Below are 16,045 nucleotides of genomic sequence, written 5' to 3'. Positions count from 1 at the left end.
AGTCTCCAGGGAGCGGCGAGTTACTCCACCGTCACCGACTTCGCCAGGTTGCGCGGCTGGTCCACGTCGGTGCCCTTGAGCACGGCCACGTAGTAAGACAGCAGCTGCAGCGGGATGGTGTAGAGGATCGGCGACAGGGTGTCGTGGATGTGCGGCATGTTGATCACGTGAGTGCCTTCGCCGTTGGTCATGCCGGCTTTTTCGTCGGCGAACACGATCAATTGGCCGCCACGTGCGCGCACTTCCTGCAGGTTGGATTTGAGTTTTTCCAGCAGTTCGTTGTTCGGCGCCACGGTGACCACTGGCATGTCGTCATCCACCAGGGCCAACGGGCCATGTTTCAACTCACCAGCCGGGTAGGCTTCGGCGTGAATGTAGGAGATTTCCTTGAGTTTGAGCGAGCCCTCCATCGCCACCGGGTATTGCGCGCCACGGCCGAGGAACAGGGTGTGGTTCTTGTCGGCGAACAGCTCAGCGACTTTTTCCACGGTGCTGTCCATGGCCAGGGCTTCGCCGAGGCGGGTCGGCAGGCGGCGCAGCTCTTCCACCAGGCGTGCTTCGACGCCTTCAGCCAGGGTGCCGCGCACCTTGCCCAGGGACAGGGTCAGCAGCAGCAGGCCAACCAACTGGGTGGTGAAGGCTTTGGTGGAGGCTACGCCGATTTCGCGACCGGCCTGGGTCAGCAGGGTCAGGTCGGATTCGCGCACCAGGGAGCTGATGCTCACGTTGCAGATCGCCAGACTGGCGAGGAAACCCAGCTCCTTGGCATTGCGCAGGGCGGCCAACGTGTCGGCGGTTTCGCCGGACTGAGAGATGGTCACGAACAGCGTGTCAGGCTGCACCACCACTTTGCGGTAGCGGAATTCGCTGGCGACCTCGACCTGGCACGGGATGCCGGCCAGCTCTTCCAGCCAGTAACGCGCGACCATGCCGGCGTGGTAGCTGGTGCCGCAGGCGACGATCTGCACATTGCGCACTTTAGCGAACAGCTCGGCGGCTTGCGGGCCAAAGGCGTTGACCAGCACATGCTTGTCACCAAGGCGACCCTCCAGGGTGCGTTGCACCACGGCCGGTTGCTCGTGGATTTCCTTGAGCATGAAGTGGCGGAACTCGCCCTTGTCGGCCGCTTCAGCACCGTCACGGTATTGCACGGCTTCGCGCTCGACGGAATTGCCGTTTACGTCCCAGATCGCCACGCTTTCGCGGCGGATGTCGGCGATATCGCCTTCTTCCAGGTACATGAAGCGGTCGGTGACCTGGCGCAGCGCCAGTTGGTCGGAGGCCAGGAAGTTCTCGCCCAGACCCAGGCCGATCACCAACGGGCTACCGCTGCGTGCAGCCACTACGCGGTCGGGCTGGCTGGCGCTGATCACGGCCAGACCATAGGCGCCGTGCAGTTCCTTGACGGTGGCCTTGAGGGCGACGGTCAGGTCGCCGAGGTCCTTGAGCTTGTGATTCAGCAGGTGCGCGATCACTTCAGTGTCGGTGTCCGAGGTGAACACGTAGCCAAGGCCCTTGAGCTGTTCGCGCAGCACTTCGTGGTTTTCGATGATGCCGTTGTGCACCACGGCCAAATCACCGGAGAAGTGCGGGTGGGCGTTGCGTTCGCACGGCGCGCCGTGGGTGGCCCAACGGGTGTGGGCAATGCCCAGGCGGCCGACCAGCGGCTCACCGAGCAGGGCCTGCTCCAGTTCGCTGACCTTGCCTGGGCGACGTACGCGCTCAAGCTTGCCGGCGTTGGTGAAGACCGCCACACCGGCGCTGTCGTAGCCGCGGTATTCCAGGCGCTTGAGGCCTTCAAGCAGGATGGCGGTGACGTTGCGTTCAGCGACTGCGCCTACAATTCCACACATGGTGCTTCTCCTAGATGATTGCCGCGCATATCAGCGTAATGCCGCGGGCTTGGATCTGGTCGCGGGCCTCAAGCGGCAGGCGATCATCGGTAATAAGGGTATGGACGCTGCCCCAGGGCAGTTCCAGGTTGGGAATCTTGCGGCCGATCTTGTCGGATTCGACCATCACCACCACTTCGCGGGCGACCTCGGCCATCACGCGGCTCAGGCCCAGCAATTCATTGAAGGTGGTGGTGCCGCGCTGCAGATCGATGCCGTCGGCGCCGATGAACAGCTGATCAAAGTCGTAGGAACGCAGCACTTGCTCGGCGACTTGGCCCTGGAATGAATCCGAATGCGGATCCCAGGTGCCGCCGGTCATGAGTAGCACCGGCTCGTGTTCCAGTTCGCTCAAGGCGCTGGCCACGTGCAAGGAGTTGGTCATCACCACCAGGCCGGGCTGGTGGCCCAGCTCGGGGATCATGGCGGCGGTGGTGCTGCCGCTGTCGATGATGATGCGCGCGTGTTCACGCAAGCGCATCACGGCCGCACGTGCGATAGCACGCTTGTAGGCCGAGATGGGTTGCGCGGCGTCGCCGACCAGCTCCTGGGGCATGGTGATTGCGCCGCCGTAGCGACGCAGCAGCAGGCCGTTGCTTTCCAGCGCGGCCAAGTCCTTGCGGATGGTCACTTCCGAGGTTTCGAAACGCTTGGCCAACTCGTCCACGCTGACTTCGCCCTGTTCATTGAGCAAGGTCAGGATGTTGTGCCGTCGTTGGGGTGTATTTCGTTTCGACATGGTGATGATAAGTTTCGTTTCGAAAGATAACGAAGGCAATCAAAACCTATTGGTGAAAGATCGTCAAGCGGCGGGCCGTAAATTTTTGCGGGTATTTTGACAACACCAACAAATAAATGTGGGAGCTGGCTTGCCTGCGATAGCGGATTGTCAGGCGACATTCGTGTTGAATGTCAGACAGCTATCGCAGGCAAGCCAGCTCCCACAGGAGATAGCATTACACGGCAATATTGTGGATAACTCAGGTCTTTTTGATTTTGACCGGGCGTTTCCAACCGTCGATGTTGCGCTGACGCGCACGGGCCACTGCCAGCTGAGACTTATCCACATCCTGATTGATGGTTGAACCCGCTGCGGTATTCGAGCCATCCCCGATGGTGACGGGTGCGATCAGCGAGTTATTGGAGCCGATAAATACATCTTCGCCAATAGTCGTCTGGTACTTGTTGGCGCCATCGTAATTGCAGGTGATGGCGCCGGCGCCAATGTTGCTGCGAGCCCCGATCGTTGCGTCACCGAGGTAGGCCAGGTGCCCCGCCTTCGCATCGTCGCCCATTACGGCGTTCTTCAGCTCCACGAAGTTACCCACATGGGCCCTGGCGCCCATCACTGTGCCAGGGCGCAGCCGCGCAAATGGGCCGGCGTCACTGCCCTCGCCCATCACCGCGCCGTCGATATGAGTGTTGGCCTTGATCACCACGCCCTTGCGCAGGGTGCTGTCCTTGATCACGCAGTTCGGGCCGATCACCACGTCGTCTTCAATGATCACACGACCTTCGAGGATCACGTTGATGTCGATCAGCACGTCGCGGCCCACGCTGACTTCACCGCGCACATCGAATCGCGCCGGGTCACGCAGGGTCACGCCCTGGGCCATCAGGCGGCGGCCTTCGCGCAATTGGTAATGACGCTCAAGCTCTGCAAGCTGCTTGCGGTCGTTGGCGCCCTGCACTTCCATCGGGTCGTGGGGCTGCTCGGTGGCGACCAGCAGGCCATCACTCACGGCCATTTCGATTACGTCGGTAAGGTAGTACTCGCCCTGGGCGTTGTTGTTGGACAGACGGCTCATCCAGTCAGCAAGCTTGTTGGCCGGAACAGCCAGAATGCCGGTATTGCCTTCAGTGATAGCACGCTGGGCTTCGCTGGCGTCCTTGTGCTCGACGATGGCCGCGACCTTGCCGTCGGCGTTGCGCACGATGCGGCCATAGCCGGTCGGGTCATCCAACTCAACGGTGAGCAGGCCCATCTGGCCGGGGACGACGTGCTTGAGCAGGCGTTGCAGAGTTTGCACTTCAATCAACGGCACGTCGCCGTAGAGGATCAGCACCGTGTCGGCGTTGATGAACGGCACGGCTTGCGCGGTGGCGTGGCCGGTGCCGAGTTGTTTGTCCTGCAAAACGAAATTCAGGTCATCGGCGGCCAGGCGTTCACGCACCACATCGGCACCGTGGCCGATCACCACGTGAATTCGCTGCGGGTTCAACTGCCGGGCGCTGTGGATAACATGGCCCAGCATGGAGTTGCCGGCAACCGGGTGCAGCACCTTGGGCAGTGCCGAACGCATGCGGGTGCCCTGGCCTGCGGCGAGAATGACGATTTCAAGAGACATGAGTGGCTACCAATCCTGGGCGGTCCGGCTTCAGACCAAAGAAGTGTTTTGCTGAAAAAGAAAAAGGGTAGCCGAGGCTACCCTTTTTAATCAATCGCACATGAAGCATGACGGCGTGGCCGTTTACTTCTTGCGCAACTGCTGGAGCGTGCGCAGCTGAGCTGCAGCTTCGGCCAGACGTACAGCAGCAGCGCTGTAGTCGAAGTCCGCACCCTTTTCGTTCAGGGCCTTCTCGGCAGCCTTTACGGCTTCCTGAGCAGAAGCTTCATCCAGGTCGCCAGCACGTTGCACAGTGTCGGCAAGTACCTTGACCATGTTCGGCTGAACCTCGAGGAAACCACCGGAGATGTAAAACACCTCCTTTTCCCCGCCTTGCTTGGTCAGAGTGATCGGACCTGGCTTCAAGCTTGTGATCAGCGGGGCATGACCCATAGCGATACCAAGATCACCCAGGTCGCCGTGCGCTGTAACAAACTCGACCAGACCGGAGAAGATTTCCCCTTCCGCGCTGACGATATCGCAATGGACTGTCATAGCCATCTGATTGCCTCAACCTGATGAGCGCCCGTTGCCGGGCGCCGGGATTACAGTTTCTTGGCTTTCTCGATCGCTTCTTCGATGCCGCCGACCATGTAGAACGCTTGTTCTGGCAGGTGGTCGTAGTCACCGTTGAGGATGCCTTTGAAGCCAGCAATGGTGTCTTTCAGGGAAACGTATTTACCCGAAGCACCGGTGAAGACTTCAGCCACGAAGAACGGCTGCGACAAGAAGCGCTGGATCTTACGAGCACGGTTTACCAACTGCTTGTCGGCTTCCGACAGCTCGTCCATACCCAGGATCGCAATGATGTCCTTCAGTTCTTTGTAACGCTGCAGCACGTACTGAACGCCGCGAGCGGTGTCGTAGTGCTCCTGGCCGATCACGTTCGGGTCCAGCTGGCGCGAAGTCGAGTCGAGTGGATCGACCGCTGGGTAGATACCCAGGGAAGCGATGTCACGGGACAGAACGACGGTGGCGTCCAAGTGGGCGAAGGTGGTAGCAGGCGATGGGTCGGTCAAGTCATCCGCAGGTACGTATACCGCTTGGATCGAGGTGATCGAACCTTCTTTGGTCGAAGTGATACGTTCTTGCAGAACGCCCATCTCTTCAGCCAGGGTCGGCTGGTAACCTACTGCCGAAGGCATACGGCCCAGCAGTGCGGATACTTCAGTACCGGCCAGGGTGTAACGGTAGATGTTGTCGACGAACAACAGAACGTCGTTACCTTCGTCACGGAACTTCTCGGCCATGGTCAGGCCAGTCAGTGCTACGCGCAGACGGTTTCCCGGCGGCTCGTTCATCTGACCGTAAACCAGTGCCACTTTGTCCAGAACGTTGGAGTCCTTCATCTCGTGGTAGAAGTCGTTACCCTCACGAGTACGCTCACCCACACCGGCGAACACGGAATAACCGCTGTGCTCGATGGCGATGTTACGGATCAGTTCCATCATGTTTACGGTTTTGCCTACACCGGCACCACCGAACAGACCGACTTTACCGCCTTTGGCGAACGGGCAAACCAGGTCGATAACCTTGATGCCGGTTTCCAGCAGATCGTTGCCGCCCGCTTGCTCGGCGAACGAAGGTGCTGGACGGTGAATGCCCCAGCGCTCTTCGGTGTCGATCGGGCCAGCTTCGTCGATCGGGTTGCCCAGTACGTCCATGATCCGGCCCAGGGTCGCTTTACCGACCGGTACGGAGATGGCAGCGCCAGTGTCGACAACGTCCAGACCGCGCTTCAAGCCTTCGGTGGAACCCATCGCAATGGTACGAACTACGCCGTCGCCCAGCTGCTGCTGAACTTCCAGAGTAGTTTCCGCGCCTTGTACTTTCAGCGCGTTGTAGATGCTCGGTACGCTGTCGCGTGGAAATTCCACGTCGATAACGGCGCCGATGATTTGAACGATACGTCCGCTACTCATAGCTGGATCCTCTGAATATTTGAACCGTTAAACCGCGGCAGCGCCGCCGACGATTTCCGAGATCTCTTGGGTGATCGCAGCCTGACGCGCCTTGTTGTAGATCAGCTGCAAATCGCTGATCAGATCACCGGCGTTATCGGTAGCGTTTTTCATCGCGATCATCCGCGCCGCTTGTTCAGCTGCGTTGTTCTCGACCACCGCCTGGTACACCTGCGACTCCACGTAGCGCACCATCAAGCCGTCAAGCAGCTCTTTGGCGTCTGGTTCGTAGAGGTAGTCCCAGTGGTGCTTGAGTTCCTGATCCGGAGTCGCCACCAGTGGAATCAATTGCTCCACGGTTGGCTGCTGGGTCATGGTGTTGATGAACTTGTTGGATACCACGGAAAGGCGGTCAATCCGGCCTTCCAGGTACGCATCCAGCATCACCTTCACACTGCCGATCAAATCATTGATCGACGGCTCTTCACCCAGGTGGCTGATAGCTGCAACGACGTTACCGCCGAAGTTACGGAAAAAGGCCGCACCCTTGCTACCAACAACACACAGATCGATCTCGACGCCTTTTTCGCGGTTTACCGCCATGTCCTTGACCAGGGCCTTGAACAGGTTGGTATTCAAACCACCGCACAAACCACGGTCACTGCTCACAACCACATAACCCACACGCTTAACTTCGCGGTCGATCATGAACGGGTGGCGGTATTCCGGGTTGGCGTTGGCCAGATGCCCAATTACCTGGCGGATACGCTCCGCATAAGGACGGCTAGCAGCCATGCGCATTTGTGCCTTGCGCATTTTGCTGACCGCCACTTTTTCCATGGCGCTGGTAATCTTTTGCGTGCTTTTGATGCTCGCAATCTTACTGCGAATCTCTTTTGCGCCTGCCATGTAACACCTATCAGGTTAGCAAGCGGGAGCCTTGCGGCTCCCGCTGCGGCTTACCAGGTTTGGGTGGCCTTGAACTTCTCGATACCGGCTTTCATGCCAGCGTCGATATCGTCATTGAAGTCACCCTTCACGTTGATCTTCGCCATCAATTCGGCGTGATCGCGGTTGAAGTAAGCAATCAGCGCTTGTTCAAAGCTGCCGACCTTGGCGATTTCAACGTCGGTCAGGAACCCACGCTCAGCGGCATACAGCGACAACGCCATGTCAGCGATCGACATTGGGGCGTATTGCTTCTGCTTCATCAGCTCGGTAACGCGCTGACCATGCTCAAGTTGCTTACGGGTCGCTTCGTCCAGGTCAGAAGCGAACTGGGCGAATGCCGCCAGTTCACGGTACTGAGCCAGAGCGGTACGGATACCACCGGAGAGCTTCTTGATGATCTTGGTCTGAGCGGCACCACCCACACGGGATACCGAAACACCGGCGTTCACTGCAGGGCGGATGCCCGAGTTGAACATGGCCGATTCCAGGAAGATCTGACCGTCGGTGATGGAAATCACGTTGGTCGGAACGAACGCGGAAACGTCGCCAGCCTGGGTTTCGATGATCGGCAGTGCGGTCAGGGAACCGGTTTTGCCGGTCACTGCGCCGTTGGTGAACTTCTCTACGTACTCTTCCGAAACGCGGGATGCGCGCTCCAGCAGACGGGAGTGGAGATAGAACACGTCGCCTGGGTAAGCTTCACGGCCTGGTGGACGGCGCAGCAGCAGGGAAATCTGGCGGTAAGCCACTGCTTGCTTGGACAGATCGTCATAAACGATCAGCGCGTCTTCACCGCGGTCGCGGAAGAATTCACCCATGGTGCAACCGGAGTACGGTGCCAGGAATTGCAGCGCAGGAGATTCCGAAGCACTGGCAGCCACGATGATCGTGTTGGCCAGGGCGCCGTTTTCTTCCAGCTTGCGAACCACGTTGGCGATGGTCGATTGCTTCTGACCGATGGCTACGTAGACGCAGAAAATGCCGCTGTTCTTCTGGTTGATGATCGCGTCGATCGCCAGAGCGGTTTTACCGATCTGACGGTCACCGATGATCAGCTCACGCTGGCCACGGCCGACTGGGATCATGGCATCGACAGCCTTGTAGCCAGTCTGTACAGGCTGGTCTACCGACTTACGCCAGATCACGCCTGGAGCAACTTTCTCGACCGCGTCGGTCTCGGTGTTGCCCAGTGGACCTTTACCGTCAACAGGGTTACCCAGTGCGTCGACTACGCGACCCAGCAGTTCCTTACCAACCGGAACCTCCAGGATGCGGCCTGTGCACTTGGCGCTCATGCCTTCAGCCAGACTGGTGTAAGCGCCCAATACAACGGCACCTACGGAGTCTTGCTCCAGGTTGAGGGCCATACCGTAGACGCCGCCCGGAAACTCGATCATCTCGCCGTACATTACGTCGGCCAGACCGTGAATCCGCACGATGCCGTCAGATACGCTGACGACAGTGCCTTCGTTACGGGCTTGGGAGGTCACATCGAGCTTGTCGATGCGGCCCTTGATAATTTCACTTATTTCGGAAGGATTGAGTTGCTGCATTGCTCTGCTGCCCCTTCAAACTCAAGATTTCAATGCTTCGGCAAGATTCGCGAGTTTGCCGCGAATCGAGCCATCGATAACCAGGTCGCCGGCGCGAATGACAACACCCCCAATGAGGGATTTGTCTTCCGCAACTTGCAGGCGCACTTCCCGGTCGAGTCGTGCACTGAGAACCTTGGCGAGTTTGTCTTGCTGTTCTTGGTTCAATGCAAAAGCACTGGTGACTTCAACGTCTACCGATTTCTCTTGCTCGGCCTTGTACAGGTCGAACAGAGCGGCGATCTCCGGCAAAAGCGGGAGACGGTCGTTTTCGGCAACGACGTGAATGAAGTTCTGCACTTTCACATCAAACTTGTCGCCGCACACTTCAATAAAAGTGGCGGCCTTGTCTGCGCTCGTCAGTCGCGGGGCCTTGAGCACGCGCTGCATGGTGTCGTCTTGCGACACTGCTGCAGCCAGGCCGAGCATGGCTGACCAAGAGGCCAGCTGCTGGTGGGCCTGGGCGTGCTCGAAGGCTGCCTTAGCGTAAGGTCGGGCCAACGTGGTCAATTCTGCCATGATCGCCCTCGCTTAAATTTCAGCAGCCAGTTTGTTTACCAGCTCCGCGTGCGCGTTTTGATCGATTGTGGCACCCAGGATCTTCTCAGCACCGCCGACGGCCAGAGCACCCAGTTGGGCACGCAGCGCATCTTTGACACCGTTCAATTCCTGTTCGATCTCGGCCTGAGCCTGAACCTTCACACGGTCAGCGTCGATACGGGCTTTTTCAACAGCCTCTTCAACAATCTGATTACCGCGTTTCTTGGCTTGCTCAATGATTTCAGCTGCCTGTGCCTTAGCATCGCGCAGTTGATGGCCCGCTTTCTCTTGGGCCAACTCCAGGTCGCGAGCTGCACGGGAGGCAGCGTCCAGCCCATCTGCGATCTTCTTCTGACGTTCGTGCAAAGCTGCGATGACCGGAGGCCATACGAACTTCATGCAGAAAACGACAAAAATCAAGAACGCTAAGGACTGACCAATAATGGTTGCATTAATGTTCACGCCAATACCTCGCTCATTCGTTGCACAACACACCAATCACTCGAAAAGACGAGTGATTAACCGGCGAGTTGACCAACGAAGGGGTTCGCGAAGGTGAAGAACAGAGCGATACCAACGCCGATCATGGTCACGGCGTCGAGCAGGCCGGCGACGATGAACATTTTAACTTGCAGCATTGGAACCATTTCTGGCTGACGCGCTGCGCCTTCCAGGAACTTGCCGCCCAGCAGGCCGAAACCAATGGCAGTACCCAGGGCGCCCAGGCCGATCAACAGTGCAACAGCGATAGCGGTTAGACCAACTACAGTTTCCATCTTTCCTCCCGACTTTTACGTCGTATGGTTTAGGTTTTTTAGATTTTAAAGCGGTAAAACAAATCGTTTCATAGCCCTGGTGGGCCACCTTCCCGTTTCACCGGGAAGGACATCAGACTAGTCGAGACTGGTCTTAATGGTTCTCTTCGTGCGCCATCGACAGGTAGACGATGGTCAGCATCATGAAGATGAAGGCCTGCAGGGTGATGATCAGGATGTGGAACACAGCCCACGCCCACTGCAGAACAATGCCCAGGCCGCTAAGCCAGAGCAGACCGCTGCCGAACATCACAGCGATCAGAATGAACACCAGCTCGCCGGCATACATGTTGCCGAACAGTCGCAGAGCCAGGGAAATCGGCTTGGCGATCAGGGTGACGAATTCCAGCAGGAAGTTCACCGGGATCAGCAGGGCTTGAACGAAGATGTTCTTGCTGCCGAAGGGGTGCAGGGTCAGTTCGCCGATGAAGCCGCCGATGCCCTTGATCTTGATGCTGTAGAAAATGATCAACGCGAACACCGACAGGGCCATGCCCAGGGTAGCGTTCGGGTCAGTGGTCGAGACGGCACGGAATGGAATGTGCGGGTCGCCGCTGATCCACATGGCGACTTGCGGGATCCAGTCCACCGGAATCAGGTCGACGGCGTTCATCAGGAACACCCAGACGAAGATGGTCAGTGCCAACGGCGCAATCACCGCGCTACGGCCATGGAAGCTGTCTTTCACGCTGCCATCGACGAATTCGACCAATACTTCAACGAAGTTCTGCAAAGCACCTGGCTGACCGGAAGTGGCCTTTTTTGCCGCCATGCGGAAAATCAGGACGAAGATCAGACCCAGTGCGACCGACCAGCCCAGAGTATCCAGGTGGAAAGCCCAGAAGCCCATTTCTTTGGCTTCTGCTGCGGAGTGGGCAAAGCCCCAGCCGCCGTTGGGAAGCTGACCGAAGGTCAGGTTCTGCAAGTGGTGCTGGATATAGCCCGAAGCGGTTGTTTCTGCCATGGTTGCCTCAAACGCCCTAAGGTTTCGAAAGTCTTGTTTTCATTAGCAGGGGAGCGAACCAGCTGACCAGTTGGGTCAACACGAAGACGCCGAATACAGCCAGCGGCGCCAATGGCTTCACACCTGCAAAGGTCAGTGCAAACAGCACTGCCGTCAAAATCAGTTTCCCTGCTTCACCGGCGTAAAAAGACCGGACGATAGCCTGGGCTGCTCGGGCGCCGGAAAACCGAAAGGCCCTGTGAGCAAAATACATATTGGGCAGCAAGGCTATCAGGCCCCCGCAGAGTCCTGAATATCCGGCTACGACTCCATGCCAATACCAAAGCGCCAATGCGGCGATCAGCAAAATGACAAATTGAGCCAATAAAACCGGAAAAACGGCCAAGCGATGGAACGGCAACGTGTTTGGCGTGCGGGTTTCCATCACTCTTGCTCCTCAATGGTCGGCTGCCGGAAATCAATAACTTGGCATAATTTGTGCCGACAAAATGCGCGCAGAGTATAGGGGCGGTTCTGCCCCTATTCAACTGCCGGGTAGTGATTTCCGATCACGCGCTACATAAGCAAATGTTTCAGCGGATGTGGGCAAGGACGCCCTGAAGCTCATCAAGGGAGTTATATCCGATGACCAACTGCCCTTTGCCTTTCTTGCCGTGGCGAATTTGCACCGCAGAGCCTAGGCGCTCGGCCAGCCGCTGCTCGAGACGGGCGATATCCGGATCAGTTTTGACTGTTTCGACCGGTGCAGGTTTGCCGCTGAGCCACTGGCGAACCAGGGCCTCGGTCTGACGAACGGTGAGCCCCCGTGCGACAACGTGTCGCGCCCCTTCAACCTGTTGATTTTCCGGCAACCCGAGCAAAGCACGGGCGTGGCCCATCTCCAGGTCGCCGTGGGACAACATGGTCTTGATCACTTCCGGCAGCGCAATCAGGCGCAGCAAGTTGGACACGGTCACGCGGGATTTACCCACGGCCTCGGCTACCTGTTGCTGGGTCAGCTGGAATTCCTGCTGCAAACGCTGCAACGCGATCGCTTCTTCGATCGGGTTGAGGTCTTCACGCTGGATGTTCTCGATCAACGCCATGGCGATGGCGGTTTCATCCGGCACATCGCGCACCATCGCCGGGATGGTCTCTTTGCCGGCCTGCTGGCTGGCCCGCCAGCGGCGTTCGCCGGCAATGATTTCAAAACGACCGCCACCAATCGGGCGCACCACGATCGGCTGCATCACGCCCTGGGCCTTGATCGAATTCGCCAGTTCTTCCAGCGCCTGGGGGTCCATGTCCCGACGTGGCTGGTATTTGCCACGCTGGATCAGGTCCAGGGGCAAGTGCTGCAGCTCGCGCTCGTCGGCCTGCACCGCTTGTTCTTCAAGCGATGTGACGGTCGGACCACTCAGCAGTGCATCCAGTCCACGTCCGAGACCTCGTTTCTTGACGGCCATGGGGATTCCTTAAGTTGGCTGGGCTGCAGCGGTGCGTGAGTTGCGGCGTTGACGGCGAACCATCTCGCCGGCCAGCGCCAGGTAGGCAATGGCGCCACGCGACGTTTTGTCGTACGCCAGCGCAGGCATCCCGTAGCTTGGCGCTTCGGCCAAACGGATGTTGCGCGGGATCACGGTGTCGTACAACTGGTCGCCGAAGTGTTCCTTGAGCTGCGCCGAAACATCGTTCATCAGGCTCAGGCGCGGGTCATACATGGTCCGCAACAGGCCTTCGATCTGCAGGTTCGGGTTGAGCAACTCGGCGATACGCTTGATGTTATCCACAAGGTCGCTCAACCCTTCGAGCGCGAAGTACTCGCACTGCATGGGGATGATCACCCCATCGGCGGCCACCAGCGCGTTGAGCGTGAGCATCGACAGCGACGGTGGGCAGTCGATCAGAATGTAGTCGTAGTTCTCGCGGATCGGCGCCAAGGCACTGCGCAGACGGCTTTCTTTCATCTGCATTTCCAGCAGCACCACTTCCGCCGCAGTCAAATCGCGGTTGGCCGGCAGCAGTTGATAACCGCCGTGTTCGGAGTAGTGCATGGCCTGGGCCAGGTCGCACTCGCCAATCAGCAAGTCGTAGACCGAGTTTTCCAGGCCGTGTTTATCCACACCGCTACCCATGGTGGCGTTGCCCTGTGGATCGAGATCGATCAACAACACCCGGCGCTTGGTTGCCACCAGGGATGCTGCGAGGTTGATGCAGGTGGTGGTTTTACCCACGCCACCTTTCTGGTTCGCTATCGCGAATACCTTAGCCATTCTTGCTTGTGTTCCCAATCATGCCGTGCGGCGCAGTATCAGCAGATGGCGTTGGCCTTGGCAACCGGGTACGGCCAAGGCGTGTTCGCTATCGAGGTGGAAGTCTGCCGGCAATGCTAACAGCTCGTCGCTTGGATGAACGCCCTTCATTGCCAGCCAGCGGGTGTCGCGGTCGCCCAGGTGGCGGGTCCAGTTGCTGAAGTTCTCCATGCTGCTGAATGCCCGGGAAACAATTCCGTTGAAAGGCTGTTCAGGCGTGAAGGCTTCGACGCGACTGTGGATAACTTGGAGGTTATCCAGCTTGAGTTCGAGTTTTACCTGGGTCAGGAAGCGGGTTTTCTTGCCGTTGCTGTCCAGGCAGGTCACTTGCGACTCGGGAAACAGGATGGCCAACGGGATGCCGGGCATGCCGCCACCGCTGCCGACATCGAGCCAACGACCGTTTTCGATAAACGGCATGACGCTCAAGCTGTCGAGCAAATGGCGCGAGACCATTTCATCGGGATCGCGCACTGCGGTCAGGTTGTAAGCCTTGTTCCATTTGATCAACAGGGCCAGATAACCCAACAGCAATTCGTGCTGGGCTTCGGTCAGGTCAACGCCCAATTGGAGCGCGCCTGTGGATAACTCTTCGGCATGTTGCGAGGTGACCAACGAACTCAAGCGCTTTGCTCCAACTGACGGCCCGCGCCGCGTTTTTTCAAGTGAATCATCAACAGCGAAATGGCTGCCGGCGTGACACCGGGGATACGTGATGCCTGGCCTAGAGTTTCCGGCCGAGTTATCCCCAGCTTGCTTTGAATTTCTTTCGACAACCCGGAAATCCCGGTGTAGTCGATATCCACAGGCAGCTTGGTGTTTTCACTGGCGCGCAGGCGGGCGATCTCATCCTGTTGGCGGTCAATGTAACCGGCGTACTTGGTTTTGATCTCGACCTGTTCGGCGACCTGTGGATCTTCTGCGCCCTGGCCTGTTACTTCGACCAGGCCAGCGTAGTCGATTTCCGGACGGGACAGCAGGTTCAGCAGGTTGTATTCGTGGGTCAGCGGCGTGCCGAATTTTTCGGCAATCGCGTCGCCTTGCTCGGTGCCTGGGCGGACCCAGGTACTTTTCAAGCGTTGCTCTTCGAGCGTGATGCTTTCGCGTTTTTTGCAGAAGGCTTGCCAGCGCGCATCATCGACCAGGCCCAGCTCGCGACCTTTTTCGGTCAGGCGCAGGTCGGCGTTGTCTTCACGCAAGATCAGGCGGTATTCGGCTCGGGATGTGAACATCCGGTACGGCTCCTGGGTACCGAGGGTAATCAGGTCGTCAACCAACACGCCGATGTACGCCTCATCGCGACGTGGGCACCAGCTGTCTTTGCCTTGTGCACGCAGTGCGGCGTTGGTCCCGGCCAGCAAACCCTGGGCGCCGGCTTCTTCGTAACCGGTGGTGCCGTTGATTTGCCCGGCAAAGAACAAACCGCCGATCACTTTGGTTTCGAGGCTGTATTTCAGGTCTCGCGGGTCGAAGTAGTCGTACTCGATGGCGTAGCCCGGGCGCACGATGTGCGCGTTTTCCATGCCGCGAATCGACTGCACGATCTGGATTTGCACGTCGAACGGCAGGGAAGTGGAAATCCCGTTCGGGTACAGCTCGTGGGTGGTCAAGCCTTCGGGCTCGATAAAGACCTGGTGGCTTTCCTTGTCGGCAAAGCGGTGGATCTTGTCTTCAATCGACGGGCAATAACGCGGGCCAATGCCTTCGATCACCCCGGAATACATCGGCGAACGGTCAAGGTTCGCGGCGATGATTTCGTGGGTTCGCGCATTGGTGTGGGTAATCCAGCAGCTCACCTGTTTCGGGTGCTGCTCTTTGGACCCCATGAACGACATCACCGGAATCGGCGTATCGCCGGCTTGTTCGGTCATCACCGAGAAATCCACGGAACGCCCGTCGATACGTGGCGGGGTCCCGGTTTTCAGACGGCCGACGCGCAGCGGCAATTCACGCAGGCGTTTTGCCAGGGCAATCGACGGCGGATCACCAGCGCGACCACCGGAATAGTTCTGCATGCCGATGTGGATAAGTCCGCCGAGGAACGTACCGGTGGTCAACACCACGGATTCTGCAAAGAAACGCAGGCCCATTTGCGTGACAACACCGCGTACCTGGTCTTGTTCGACGATCAGGTCATCCGCCGCTTGTTGAAATATCCACAGGTTTGGCTGGTTTTCCAGGGTTTCACGTACCGCTGCCTTGTACAGGATGCGGTCAGCTTGTGCCCGGGTAGCACGCACTGCTGGGCCTTTGCGGCTGTTGAGCACGCGAAATTGAATACCACCTTTGTCGGTGGCCATGGCCATGACGCCGCCAAGGGCGTCGATTTCTTTGACCAAATGGCTTTTGCCGATCCCACCGATGGCGGGGTTGCAACTCATGGCACCGAGGGTTTCCACGTTGTGCGTCAGCAACAGGGTTTTTACGCCCATGCGTGCTGACGCCAGTGCTGCCTCGGTACCGGCATGACCGCCGCCGATGACGATCACTTCAAAACGGGAAGGGAAATCCACCACGCACCTCGTGCCTGCTTATGTAGGTAATCAGGAATTGTTTGTTGAAAGAGTTTTAGAGCTTTGGCGGCAAGTATAGGGACTTAACCCTCCCTAAAGAACCCTTTGCACAAAATTTAACCAGCTGTGGATGAATCAAGGACAATAGAAATTAAAAAGAGAGAAATTTATTAAATCTTTGTTTTTATGTTTATTTCTA

Annotated in this window: 16 protein-coding genes; all 16 read right to left on the bottom strand. The window is 58.1% G+C overall.

Annotated elements, in window-relative coordinates:
- Window positions 1-20: 20 nt before the first annotated feature.
- On the bottom strand, window positions 21-1,853 hold the full coding sequence (gene glmS, locus LRS56_26520; GenBank protein ID WDU62271.1) for a glutamine--fructose-6-phosphate transaminase (isomerizing): 1,833 nt from the start codon (window positions 1,851-1,853) through the stop codon (window positions 21-23).
- Between the two features lie 10 nt (window positions 1,854-1,863).
- Complete coding sequence (locus tag LRS56_26515; protein ID WDU62270.1) at window positions 1,864-2,631, bottom strand: DeoR family transcriptional regulator; 768 nt, start codon at window positions 2,629-2,631, stop codon at window positions 1,864-1,866.
- Window positions 2,632-2,872: 241 nt separating this feature from the next.
- Window positions 2,873-4,240 carry a bifunctional UDP-N-acetylglucosamine diphosphorylase/glucosamine-1-phosphate N-acetyltransferase GlmU gene (gene glmU, locus LRS56_26510; protein ID WDU62269.1) on the bottom strand — a complete coding sequence of 456 codons (1,368 nt, stop codon included), beginning with the start codon at window positions 4,238-4,240 and terminating at the stop codon, window positions 2,873-2,875.
- A 123-nt stretch (window positions 4,241-4,363) separates the two neighbouring features.
- Complete coding sequence (locus LRS56_26505; protein WDU62268.1) at window positions 4,364-4,780, bottom strand: F0F1 ATP synthase subunit epsilon; 417 nt, start codon at window positions 4,778-4,780, stop codon at window positions 4,364-4,366.
- 44 nt (window positions 4,781-4,824) lie between these two features.
- Complete coding sequence (gene atpD, locus LRS56_26500; protein ID WDU62267.1) at window positions 4,825-6,201, bottom strand: F0F1 ATP synthase subunit beta; 1,377 nt, start codon at window positions 6,199-6,201, stop codon at window positions 4,825-4,827.
- 27 nt (window positions 6,202-6,228) lie between these two features.
- Window positions 6,229-7,089: a F0F1 ATP synthase subunit gamma gene (atpG, locus tag LRS56_26495; protein WDU62266.1), complete on the bottom strand. Its 861-nt coding sequence runs from the start codon at window positions 7,087-7,089 to the stop codon at window positions 6,229-6,231.
- A 50-nt stretch (window positions 7,090-7,139) separates the two neighbouring features.
- Window positions 7,140-8,684 (bottom strand): F0F1 ATP synthase subunit alpha, encoded by a 1,545-nt coding sequence (atpA, locus tag LRS56_26490; protein WDU62265.1) that lies wholly within the window; start codon window positions 8,682-8,684, stop codon window positions 7,140-7,142.
- A gap of 21 nt (window positions 8,685-8,705) precedes the next feature.
- Window positions 8,706-9,242 (bottom strand): F0F1 ATP synthase subunit delta, encoded by a 537-nt coding sequence (locus LRS56_26485; protein WDU62264.1) that lies wholly within the window; start codon window positions 9,240-9,242, stop codon window positions 8,706-8,708.
- 12 nt (window positions 9,243-9,254) lie between these two features.
- A complete protein-coding gene (locus tag LRS56_26480) occupies window positions 9,255-9,725 on the bottom strand; it encodes a F0F1 ATP synthase subunit B (protein ID WDU62263.1) in 471 nt (156 codons plus the stop codon).
- A 56-nt stretch (window positions 9,726-9,781) separates the two neighbouring features.
- Window positions 9,782-10,039 (bottom strand): F0F1 ATP synthase subunit C, encoded by a 258-nt coding sequence (gene atpE, locus LRS56_26475; protein WDU62262.1) that lies wholly within the window; start codon window positions 10,037-10,039, stop codon window positions 9,782-9,784.
- Between the two features lie 133 nt (window positions 10,040-10,172).
- The gene (gene atpB, locus LRS56_26470) at window positions 10,173-11,042 is read right to left on the bottom strand and encodes a F0F1 ATP synthase subunit A (GenBank protein ID WDU62261.1); all 870 of its coding nucleotides are present in this window, start codon (window positions 11,040-11,042) and stop codon (window positions 10,173-10,175) included.
- A 16-nt stretch (window positions 11,043-11,058) separates the two neighbouring features.
- Window positions 11,059-11,466, bottom strand: a complete 408-nt coding sequence (locus LRS56_26465) for a F0F1 ATP synthase subunit I (protein WDU62260.1) — start codon at window positions 11,464-11,466, stop codon at window positions 11,059-11,061.
- Window positions 11,467-11,614: 148 nt separating this feature from the next.
- The gene (locus tag LRS56_26460) at window positions 11,615-12,487 is read right to left on the bottom strand and encodes a ParB/RepB/Spo0J family partition protein (protein WDU62259.1); all 873 of its coding nucleotides are present in this window, start codon (window positions 12,485-12,487) and stop codon (window positions 11,615-11,617) included.
- A gap of 9 nt (window positions 12,488-12,496) precedes the next feature.
- A complete protein-coding gene (locus LRS56_26455) occupies window positions 12,497-13,294 on the bottom strand; it encodes a ParA family protein (GenBank protein ID WDU62258.1) in 798 nt (265 codons plus the stop codon).
- A gap of 18 nt (window positions 13,295-13,312) precedes the next feature.
- Window positions 13,313-13,957: a 16S rRNA (guanine(527)-N(7))-methyltransferase RsmG gene (gene rsmG, locus LRS56_26450; protein ID WDU62257.1), complete on the bottom strand. Its 645-nt coding sequence runs from the start codon at window positions 13,955-13,957 to the stop codon at window positions 13,313-13,315.
- Complete coding sequence (gene mnmG / locus LRS56_26445) at window positions 13,954-15,846, bottom strand: tRNA uridine-5-carboxymethylaminomethyl(34) synthesis enzyme MnmG (GenBank protein ID WDU62256.1); 1,893 nt, start codon at window positions 15,844-15,846, stop codon at window positions 13,954-13,956. Before mnmG ends, rsmG begins: the two co-directional genes overlap by 4 nt.
- Window positions 15,847-16,045: the final 199 nt, after the last annotated feature.

Source organism: Pseudomonas poae (assembly GCA_028869255.1).
Lineage (GTDB): Bacteria > Pseudomonadota > Gammaproteobacteria > Pseudomonadales > Pseudomonadaceae > Aquipseudomonas > Aquipseudomonas poae_C.
Note: the sequence above shows the minus strand (reverse complement) of the source record. Positions and strands in the feature narration are given on the sequence as shown.